The sequence below is a fragment of the Paraburkholderia humisilvae genome (assembly GCF_902859855.1).
GTDB lineage: Bacteria > Pseudomonadota > Gammaproteobacteria > Burkholderiales > Burkholderiaceae > Paraburkholderia > Paraburkholderia humisilvae.
This window is the reverse complement of record NZ_CADIKH010000113.1, coordinates 1-10,385: the sequence shown is the minus strand read 5'-3', so window position 1 is coordinate 10,385 and position 10,385 is coordinate 1. Positions and strand designations below refer to the sequence as shown.

The following is a 10,385-nucleotide window of genomic DNA, read 5'->3' as shown; positions in this document are numbered from 1 at the left end:
CCGTCGCTCGCAACAAGCTCAAAAGCGCTCAGCACCGACCTTCGATCATCGCCGCGTGCTGGATTCAGGCAACCTTGTGGTGACGTCATGATTTATGGAAAGGTCAATAGTGGTCGCATCTTCTGCTTGGAGCGTCAGGCTCGACCGGTCCGTCAAGTGCTTCGCATCACATCGAGGCTAAACCGCATTGAAAACTCACCCAGGAGCTGGGCTCGATATTCCATCAATGGCAATCGGCCCAAACGCCGCTCGCACGGCAGCAGATTGCGCCTCGTTTACCGAGAAAGCCCTCACGAGGACCTCAGCTTGATTTCCGCATGGTACGCGCCCCGCAAGGTTTTCACCCAGCCATGGGCGACAAATGTGTGAAAAAGAAGGTGACGATACCCGCCCAATGAACCGGGCGACGCCACCCCAAGACTCTACTGTCGCCGTCAGCGCGCAGACGGAGATCGGGACCGACGCGCTGACCCGCCAATCGTACACATACCCGCTCCTGCTCGGTACCTTTATTTATATTTCCATTATTCGGTTATTAATCTTTATATCATTAATGCGCGACTAATCTTCAATTGACTAGACAGGAGATGATTTGACCACCGACGTTCGCCTTTTGAATTACTGCTCCGACGCAATTGATGATCTTCGGCATATAGCCGTGGCGTTGCATAACTTAACGCCGCACACCGCCCGACACGCGAATATCGTCGCGGACATGCTACGCGAAGCCACCAAGTTCATCCTGCCGAACTGCGCGCGGCTGATCGATCTGTTTTCCATCGGCGATTCGCATCTGGAATTGCTTCGCTTACCTTATCCTATCGTGGCTTTCGAAGCGCCGTGGGAGAACGAAAAAGAGGTCGAGCCAACGCTGAACGGGTATCGGCAGCACAAGTCCAGCCGCCGAATAGCCTTGTGCTGGGAGCTGGACGAAAATTTCATCCCATTTCCCTCTGTACAGCAGAGCAGGATTCACGCAGCATTCCCGGATGGCGGCATATTCATCTTTCCAATCTTTTACATCGATCGCCTCCGGAGCTGGCAGTTTGGAGCCGGGGGGAGCTTTGTGCCGCGTGACTTCCGGACCGACAACGTCAAGAAGTTACCGGCGACGCACATCGTCCACAGCGCCTTGCGGGAAGTCGGGCGCGCATCAGGAAAGGAATATGAGTTTCGAGTGCAGCCGTTTGTTCTGATGCCCGAACTCTTCAGTGAGCTCGTCGCGCGTGGCGACTTCAACACGGACCGTGCTATCGCGCAGGTTAACCTTGATGCGCACGACGAAGTCATGATGGTCATACAGGCATGTAGCGTTCTGAACTGCTCAAACGTTGAAATGGAAGACGTCCGCCCATCGCGTTCAGCCAATGCGATTAGGACTGCAACGTGTAAGTCTCCGTTCTTTACCTGCAAGGTGCTGCAGGTATCGATGGATCATTCACCTGGCGCATGGCAAGGTTGGGGAACTGCTGCATCGCCACGAATGCATCTACGTAGAGGGCATTTGCGCCGCCTCCCGGAAAGAGTCGTGTGGGTACGTGCCGCGATGATCAATGCTGGTTCGCGCGATGGGATCGTCGTGAAAGACTACGCAGTGCGACCACAATCAAAGGTCAACGAGCGATGAGTACGCGGCCACAATCGGTCACCGTAAGCCAAAGACACCAAGCTAAGGCCCGAGCAACTCCACGCCCCTTCAATTTTTCAGAGAGAAATCGTATGAACCGCAAAGATGAAAACGATCACGCTACAGCCATCCTGGTAGCGACCTTCGGCGTCGTTGCCGGGGTGTTTGGCTTTGTCTGGCTCTTTTCCAGAACGCTTAATCTCGATATGAATTGCGGAGCAGCGGTGCTGGGGAACCTGTTTGCGTTCGCCATATGCCTTTGGGGCGTATTAGTGCTGGGATTGCTTAAGCCAACCGACATCCTTCCCGCTGCGCTTGCGGGCCTGTGGGCATGCTTCTGGCCTGCTTTAAGCGATTGGTGCGCCTCCACATCTGAATCAGACTGTGGAGTTCCTGATGACGTGGTGTGGTGGGCGACCTGGTATATAAAGCTGGGCGTTTTTGTGGGAATTCTGCTTGCGGGCTACGGCGGGCGCTGGCGGCAACGGCGGTAATGATAAACCTGATTGAATTATTTTTCCGATTCACAAGGTTGACTAATTGCAGAATGCATCTGCTGTCATGGACCGCCTCCTGTCAAGCGCGACACCGACGAACAGCCTATCAACTGTCGCCCAAAATTGGGCCAAACCTCGAATAGGCCTACGCCTACGACCTCTGTTTTCGTCTGCAAACATCGGTTACTGACCCGCACCAACACGCCGCACGACCAGGTACTTCAAAATGCACCACTCAAGCGTCGACGGGTCCGCGGATAGGCAAGGACCTCGTAAAGAAGCCGTGACCATACGCTGCTGTCATTGACTTTCATACCAAAAGCAAACTCAGCCTAAGGCGCGGCGCGCGCGGAACCTCCGTCAAGGTCAAGCAAGGTAGGACAGCCCGTGATCATGGGTAGTCGTCGTTGACCGAGCTGCCTCACTTTTCCTCGGCGTTGTGCTTTTCCGCTGAAACTCGCTGATTTGCCGTAAATCCGCTTTCAGTGATGTCGTACGAGGCGGTGCCGCCATTTCTATAGCCAGAGCAGCCAAAGGTTTTCTGACAGGGCGTGTTTATAGCCTGTTTGTTGATCTCGGCGATCACCGCTATGTCGACTGGCGGTATTTCCGCAATCGACCTAGCTTGGTCGACGAACTTGCTCCTTTTGAGATCCGGCGCGTGACATTCTGGCGCGAGGCCGCCGGCAGACGCGACGGCGAACGATGGGATAAGGGCATCGACGTCCGCTGCGGACAGGGGTTGCGTTGGCAACGCGGCACTATAGGCGAGTTCGGTTGCGCGCCGAAGCGCGTCGCATAGGGCAGCGCGAGCACCGCATAGCTCTGCGGCGCGTGATGTGAACACCTGTGGGAAGTTGGCCAAGACGGGAGCACTTTGATTATCCAGCATGCAAGGGGCTTTGGCGTCAAGGTTCGGCCGTTGTGAACATGCATAAAGAATCGCCTAAAGGCTGCTCGGATGGAGGCGAACCACACGGATTCCGCACCGGCGCCCAACCGTCATCACGAAACGTCACCGCATGGCACGAAAGCAATCCAAGGAAAAAGATCGTGCGAGGTACGCCCCAATTTCGTCCTTTCGCGGGGTCTTACGATGCCCTAGCGCTAAGCGCGGGCGACGCGTCGTAACATGAGTGCCCTGATCCCAGCTGCCGAGAGGCCATGACCCCTTCCACAGTTCGCGGCCCAAAATTACCATCCTCGAGTAACACGTCGCTCGCCCGCCCCTCCGCCGGTCCGGTTTCGTCAGCGCGCACCCGGCCCGCCGCTCCACCGTCCGCGCCGATGCTGGAGGGACTGCAGGGGCATACGCGTAACAGAGACATGACGTCACGCACGTGCATTCGGTTGGGGGCCCAGCAAGCGCCGTTCAGAGGTAATTCGCGTACACCGAATGAATCCATCATCCACCGGTTCAATCGGGGCGAAGTCGGCATCAATGACGTGCTGCGGGTCACAACGGCATGCATCAGAAAGCTTGGAAACGACTATGAACACGCCATAGCCTGCCTGGAAGCGTTGCAGAGATGCCGCCACCCCCGGACCGGAGAAGGGGTCTCGCCCGACATCGTCAACTACAACGCAACCATTTCGGCTTGCGCAAAGGCTGCTCGTGCCGACGAAGCTCTCAAACTGTTCGCGCATCTGCAGCAGCATGGTGCCACGCGTGGCGCATTCCCCGACACCATCACGTACTCGGCCGCCATCTCGGCATGCGAAAAGGCCACGCGCGCGGACGACGCGCTCCGGCTATTCGACGATCTGCTGCTGCATGGCCCACGACACGACGTCTTCCCGAACACCATCACCTACTCGGCCGCCATCTCGGCATGCGAGAAAGCCGCGCGCGCAGACGACGCGCTCCGGCTATTCGACCATCTACTGCAGCATGGCCCGGAGCGCCGCGTCTTTCCCGATACCATATGTTATTCTGCGGTCATTTCGGCTTGCGAAAAAGCCGCACGCGCAAACGATGCGCTCCGGCTATTCGACCACCTGCTGCAACATGGCCCGGCAAGGGGCATTTTGCCCGACGCGATCACCTATAACGCTGTCATCTCTACATGCGACAAAGCTGACCGGCAAAGTGACATTAGCCGGCTTCTCGACGATGGCATCAAACGGGGGATATTCCAGTCGCCACTTGGCTTCGATGCCGACAGGAACAGGCTGGACTTGCATGAGATCGCAATTCTGACATCCCCGACCCGTTCAGACGACCCAGCGGGAGTACACCCAGCAGTAGCCCGTGCAATCTTTGGCCGCCTGCTCAAGCAGGGAGTCATCGGTGAATCAACCTCGTTCGTCGTTGGCCAGCATGGCCATGGATCGCTGCGTACCGCACTCGCCGCATGCATGGAACAGCAGGGGTGGCCCCCCACTCACCCCTATGACGCCCAGGGGCACCCGAATAGGGGCGTTCTGGTCGCCGACCGCGCACTGGTGGATGCGGGCGTTACTGAAAATGCCCCCGGTGGCCACCAGACCCAAGCCCCGGTTCTGGAACCGAACGCGGTGAGGCATTCCGGGAACGATGATATTCGAACACCATTGCCCATTGACGTGCGACGCATCAGACAGGTTCCCTGACCAACGGTGCATACCAGACCAACGTGGCCTATGCGAAGGCAACGAGTGTGTCTAGTCAGTACGACTCCCGTGAGGCAGAGGCTGGCCCGCCGCGACGGATCAAACGCGGGTTGGCATGGCTGCCAGAGCCGCACGGGTGCGGACAGGGCCGCACCCGGCGATTTCCGGCACGCAGGCCAGCATGGAACTCGATATCACGCTGTACGTCGGTTGCGCCGTTCACAAGGAGTCGATCACGGTCGCCTATGCGATGGGCACGGGCGAGGTCGAATTGCTCGGCAAGACCGGCACGACGCAGGCGGATATCGATCTCCTGTGAAAGCGACTGCAATCGAAGGCACGGCACATCCGCATCGCCTGCGAGGCAGGTCCCTGTGGCTACGGACTTTACCGGCAGCTCATCCAGAAGGGCTTCGACTGCATGGTGTGCGCGCGCCGTCGCTGATCCCGAAGAAGCCCGGCGAGCGCGTCAAGACCGATTGACGCGATGCGGTGCGGTGAAGCTCGTGCGCTCGCTGCGCGCTGGCGACCTGTCGGCCGTGTACGTGCCCAGCGTCGAGGATGAAGCGTTCCGGGACTTGGCACGCGCGTGGGTGCGTGCCAAAGACGATCTGAAGCGCGCCCGGCAACAGTTGAAGGCTTTCCTGCTTGCGCACGGGGTGCGCTATACGGGACGGGCCGACTGGGGACCGGCGCACCGGCGCTGGATCAGCCAGTATTCGTTCGACAGCGCCTGGCAGCAGCTGGCGTTCGAGGAGTGCCGGCGCACGATCGAGGACCGGCTGGCCCGATGCACCCGCCTGGAAGCCGCGTTGCGAAAGGCGGTCGTCGGCTGGCGCTTCTATTCGGCCGTGCCGGGCCTGCAGACCATGCGTGGGTGCAGTTCACGACGGCCGTGGGCATGCTCGCTGAACTGGGTGACCTGTCACGCTTCGTGCATCCGCGGCAACTGATGGCCTGGCTGGGCGTGACGCCATCCGAACGCTCGTCGGGCGAGAAGCGCCGTCAGGGCAGCATCACGAAAAACGGCAACAGCTATACAAGAGAACTGCTGGTCGAAGCCTCCTGGAGCTACCAGCACCCGGCCCGCGTGAGTCCCGAGATCCAGCGTCGCCACGAAGGTATCCCCAAGCCGATCGTGGACCGGGCCTGGGACGCACAGGTGCGCCTGTGCCGGCGCTATCGCAGGCTCGTCGCAAGCGGCAAGCAGAAGAACATCGCCGTGGTCGCGGTGGCCCGCGAACTCGCCGGGTTCATATGGGACATCAGTCGGCTTGCGATGTCACTCGCCGTACCGCAAGAAAAACTCACGGCGTGACGCAACGGTCGCCCCCCATCCCCCCAAAAAACTGGAGGAGGAGTTTCCTGAAGGCGGCGTAGCCCGGCACACGAGTAACCCGCGACCCGGCTACGCAACGGATTGCGTCCGATTTGCGACTCTGGATAGCGGCAGGCTCATTGGGCGGACCTCTGTACTGCGGTATCCAACCAACCCGCGAATATCAGTGAGATTGCCCCGGAAAAACGGACATCTATCCTTTTGTTTCTTCGACCGAATCGCCTTCGGGCAGCCAATCAACGCCTGTTCAACTCACTCATCATAAGGTTGAAAAATCTCCTCTGGCGCTGCTCCAGCGTTGCCTGATCCTTCTCAGAGATTCCAAGGTCAGATCGAGCCGCTCGAACCATTTATCTCGTTGCCCTCAAGAACGGCTAACGGACGCCGTTAAAGATCGGGGATCAGCCTGCCGATCGCCCTGGTCAGTTCGCCAGGCTGTAGAAGTAGTGGTTGCCCAGTCACGAGAGAATCCCCTGCTCAACGATCTGCTCTGCCACCTCGAATACCACATGAAACCCTGGCAAACCGGTGCCGCCCATACCTGACATGACAATGCCCCCATTGCAGATTGCCGTTACGTATTTCGCCTCCAAGAGCCGTTTCCGCTCCATCGTGATAGCCTCCTCGACGTGAATATACTTGCTCTCCATGGAGTGATGTCTCACTCCATGTCCTAACAATGTAACGTTGCTTTTTGGAAAGGTATGCCAGTAGACAAGGTTGCTCCTAGCACCGGTGTGTTTCCGCACTCACACATACCCGTGTCCAGTACCAACGCCAGTACGAATGCTTGGCAGATGGGTATCACTACTCCAAGAGTCGAATTGCCACGTGCAGATGTACCTCGCCCGGCTCTTCCTCAGCCCGCTGCGCCGCCTGAACCCGCTACGCCATTGCAGGAGCTTCAGCGACCGAACCGATAGTTTTGTGTTCCGGTATCTGCTGGCAGTGTCGCCGGCTTGTCGGTACGCAGCCTAGTGAAGGCACCGTGCCCCGGCACGCGTGTAAGCTATAACGACTTGCGTGGGGCTGGCGGTGGTATGGCACGCCGCCTTAGTACTACAGCTGTAGATACTAACCGACAGGCGGGGCACAACCACGGCGTCGATAATGTGTCAACGACCACGACGCTGCCCGCCGGTGGACAACCCGCACGGCGATGACGTTTGATTGTTCGCGTGAAGATGCGTCGCCTAGCCTGCTCGTGGGTGGCGAAGTGTTCGCGACAGAGCATTTCGGCTTCGAGTGTGCCGAAGCGCGACTCGCACATCGCGTTGTCAACTTATGCATCCACCCCGCTGGTCGTCCCATGAACGCCTCCTCGATCAACGATGTTGCGCCGACCGGTTGAATCCGCCCAATACTACAGTCACGACTTCCAGGATCTGCTCAAAGGCTACGGCATGCGTAGCTCGATAAGCCGTCGAGGAAATTGTTCGGATACTCGCCGACCGAGAGCCTATGGGGATCGCTCAAGCGTGCACGTATCCTCGATCATCGCTTTGCAACGCGCCGCGAAGCGTCGGACAAGGTAATCGACTGGTTGAGCTTCTATCATTCGCACTTGCACTCGACGTTGGACTACGCTAGCCCGATGCAATTCGAGAAGGACTGGTACGTCGCCCAGAATCAACGGATGGCATGACCTCCGTCCAGCTAAGGGATCCAAAATTCATGGGCAACGTCACGGTAATCTGTAGCTTCAACAGTGACATCAGTACCGGATAGGCACGGGTTCGGTGTTCGAAAAATAGGTCCAAAATATGGAACCATTCCTGCGAAGTTCCGGTCACTCGAAGTAGTGGCGACGCCCTTTTGCGCTGGGTCTGCTAACTCCCGAACTGACGTTGGGCGAATGTTGCAGCTGCAGCACTGCCGAACAAGCTAGCCCGCATTACATTCGTATTGCTTACCAAGGGCGAGTGCTTCTCAATCGCATGAACACATAAACCAATAATACTCTGCCGTACAACCGCCAACAGTTTGCGAACGGCGAACAACCGATGATGCTATGGGTCCCGACCAGCCTCGAAAATCCGACAGGCGTAGTGGCCAAAGAGGGCCGCTGAAGTAGTGAGAACGAGGCAGACTCTTCGCATTGTGGCCAGCTGTTTTCCGCATAAGTATGCACGAATATATACGTGCATACTGACACCATGCATCAATAGGAGAAGGATTACTTGAAACATTCTGGAGACCATACATACGCGTAGATCGAAGCTCGCGGCCGACAATAACCGGGTGCCCCTGCACACACTCCCGGTCAGATCTTTGCAATACGGCGCGCGGCAAGGCGAGGGGCGAAGTACAAATAACCGATACGACAGCGCAGTTTCGGCGGGGTAAGGAATGTTGCGCAATCAGCGATTGCAGAGAGATTATTCGAACCCGTAACATTGCCTCGTCGCCCCACCCGCACCTGAATCATTTTATGCACGTCTACGTCAATTCGAACGCCGCTAACCCCCGCGGCGCTCCATCGGAAGCAGGACACCCCCTCACCGAATCCTGGCAGGATCTCACACAATCGGCCACCTCCCGGGGCACCCGCGAGAATCGGGCTACGCAGCCCCTGCTTGCCGGGTTACCGTCCACTCCGTTGTCCGCCAATGAGGTTGACGCGATGCTGGATAACGCCAACGCCCAAGGCACCGTCGACGTGCACCCGCCTCAAACGCGCCCTGGTTCGTCCGCTGGCGATCAGACGCTGGATCTCGCCAGGCACGCGCTCGTGGACAAAGCGTATTTCGCACAGTCATGGGAAGGCAGGTCGCCTGCAGTCGATGTTGCTGTGATGGCGGATATCAACAAAAGAGCGCTCAATATCCACTACGGCGAAACGTTCCGGCAGAACCGACACAGCGCTGGCAATGCAAGGTCTTACATAACCAAAGATGGATTTACGGCGATGCACAGGGCCTCTGCGGCAACGAACTACGCCGGTGAAGACTGGAGCCAGTGCGTCAACGATGACAACCCGTCATCTCGGAGGGCTCCGGCCAAGTGATAGTGCGGTCAGTGGCCGACCCTAATATTCTCGTTGTGGGCAGCGTTGCCGTGCCAACGCTGGTTGGGTCGACGGGGCAAGCGGGCCGATATTCGCGTGATGGAATTGTTCCCGTCGGCGATCCGCAATTCGCCACGTTGTCAAGCGCTTACGCGCGCGGTGCGCCGGCGCCTACGTGAACTTGGTCACGGGCCGCATTGCACATGGTCACCTAGAGCGGGCGAAGGACGCAGACGTGCTCGCCAGCCATTACGAAATCGCTGATCGCTGCCGATCCGGCGTCTATTCGCAGCTCCCGCCGTGCCCAGCACGGCGGGAGCTGCGAGAGTCTAGCCATCCAAGAAGGATGACTAGCTCGAACTTGGCCTTCCCACAGACCCTTTGGATTAGAGATCGCGATGTACAGCACTCGCGGGTTCACGACGATATTTTCCCCTTGTTGAGGAGCTCCTGGACGGGGGCGCCACTTTTTCTTTCGGGAAGCCCCTGAAATTCGAACCGAGTCGCTTGGTGCGACGAGGCGCGAGAGTCCTTCATTACATTCGGAGTTGGTGTATTCGGACTTTCTCCTCTAAAAGGATGCAGTCCGGCAAAGTGTACGTTGCTTGCGCCATTGATTTCGTTGGGGATATTGTCACAGTGATAGTTAAAAGGGAGCGTTCAGGGTACACAATTCGGCTCGGGCAAGCTTCTACTGGTACGAAACAGCGCAAGAGCTCCTTGCCCCGAACCAAGAGCCCTTTTGATGGCTCCACCTACAAGATCTGAGCAAAGGCGCACGCAAACTGCCTTTAGGATCAATTTGCGTGCGGGGTCCAGCGTGCAGTGTTTTTCAGTTCTGGTCAGTCATGCGAACGGCGCCAACCCTTTGGGGTTGCCACCTTAGCGCCGATCAGAAAACGTGCGAATAACCGACCGAGTACACCTGTGAGTTACCTCCCGAGTAGGCCATGCCGAAGTTCACGTTGTCCCGCCCGTTTTCACTCCAGTAGCCGACACCAAGCGCTCCTGCAACCTGACCTCGATAGACTGCTCCGCCCGTCGTTACCACTGCATGGCCGGGCACGTAGGGCATTACCGCGGAGCGCGTGAGCGCAGCCGTCGCCGCAATCCCCTGGCGCGCCTCGCGATCAACACCATCGATCCGGCTTCCCAGCACCCCGATCTGCTTGTCGGTGTAGCTGTTGGCCTGCCCGACGCCCTGCGCGACAGTCTGGTTGAGCTGCTGCACGTTCACCGCGTCGGTTGCCTGCGTGCCCGCCGCCACGTTCGTGACCTGCCGCTCCGCGCCTGGCGCGCCCACGCTCACCACGTTGCTGCGGC

The 10,385-nt window shown here is 58.3% G+C and carries 7 protein-coding genes and 2 pseudogenes; 6 read left to right on the top strand and 3 right to left on the bottom strand.

Translation table 11 applies throughout. The features are described 5' to 3' along the window. The first annotated feature begins 592 nt into the window (after positions 1 to 592). Positions 593 to 1,627 (top strand): hypothetical protein, encoded by a 1,035-nt coding sequence (locus tag HV796_RS38175; RefSeq protein WP_175232992.1) that lies wholly within the window; start codon positions 593 to 595, stop codon positions 1,625 to 1,627. A 92-nt stretch (positions 1,628 to 1,719) separates the two neighbouring features. Further along, positions 1,720 to 2,121 carry a hypothetical protein gene (locus HV796_RS38170; RefSeq protein WP_175232998.1) on the top strand — a complete coding sequence of 134 codons (402 nt, stop codon included), beginning with the start codon at positions 1,720 to 1,722 and terminating at the stop codon, positions 2,119 to 2,121. Between the two features lie 424 nt (positions 2,122 to 2,545). Here HV796_RS38170 and HV796_RS38165 read toward each other — a convergent pair whose 3' ends face one another. Beyond that, the gene (locus HV796_RS38165; RefSeq protein ID WP_175232997.1) at positions 2,546 to 3,016 is read right to left on the bottom strand and encodes a hypothetical protein; all 471 of its coding nucleotides are present in this window, start codon (positions 3,014 to 3,016) and stop codon (positions 2,546 to 2,548) included. Positions 3,017 to 3,474: 458 nt separating this feature from the next. Here HV796_RS38165 and HV796_RS38160 point away from each other — a divergent pair, with 458 nt between their 5' ends. Beyond that, on the top strand, positions 3,475 to 4,716 hold the full coding sequence (locus HV796_RS38160; RefSeq protein ID WP_217478134.1) for a hypothetical protein: 1,242 nt from the start codon (positions 3,475 to 3,477) through the stop codon (positions 4,714 to 4,716). 181 nt (positions 4,717 to 4,897) lie between these two features. Further along, positions 4,898 to 6,034 (top strand): annotated as a pseudogene (locus HV796_RS38155) (IS110 family RNA-guided transposase). A gap of 479 nt (positions 6,035 to 6,513) precedes the next feature. Here the strand turns inward: HV796_RS38155 and HV796_RS38150 are convergent. After that, positions 6,514 to 6,705 (bottom strand): hypothetical protein, encoded by a 192-nt coding sequence (locus HV796_RS38150; protein WP_175232995.1) that lies wholly within the window; start codon positions 6,703 to 6,705, stop codon positions 6,514 to 6,516. Positions 6,706 to 7,413: 708 nt separating this feature from the next. Between HV796_RS38150 and HV796_RS38145 the strand changes: the two are divergent. Both HV796_RS38145 and HV796_RS38140 read left to right on the top strand, forming a co-directional pair. Continuing rightward, positions 7,414 to 7,700: pseudogene (locus HV796_RS38145) on the top strand (IS3 family transposase); the annotation flags it as partial. Between the two features lie 978 nt (positions 7,701 to 8,678). Further along, a complete protein-coding gene (locus HV796_RS38140) occupies positions 8,679 to 9,062 on the top strand; it encodes a hypothetical protein (protein ID WP_175232994.1) in 384 nt (127 codons plus the stop codon). 892 nt (positions 9,063 to 9,954) lie between these two features. Here the strand turns inward: HV796_RS38140 and HV796_RS38135 are convergent. Continuing rightward, positions 9,955 to 10,385 (bottom strand): YadA-like family protein (locus HV796_RS38135; protein WP_175232993.1); only part of this gene is annotated, 431 nt, incomplete at its 5' end.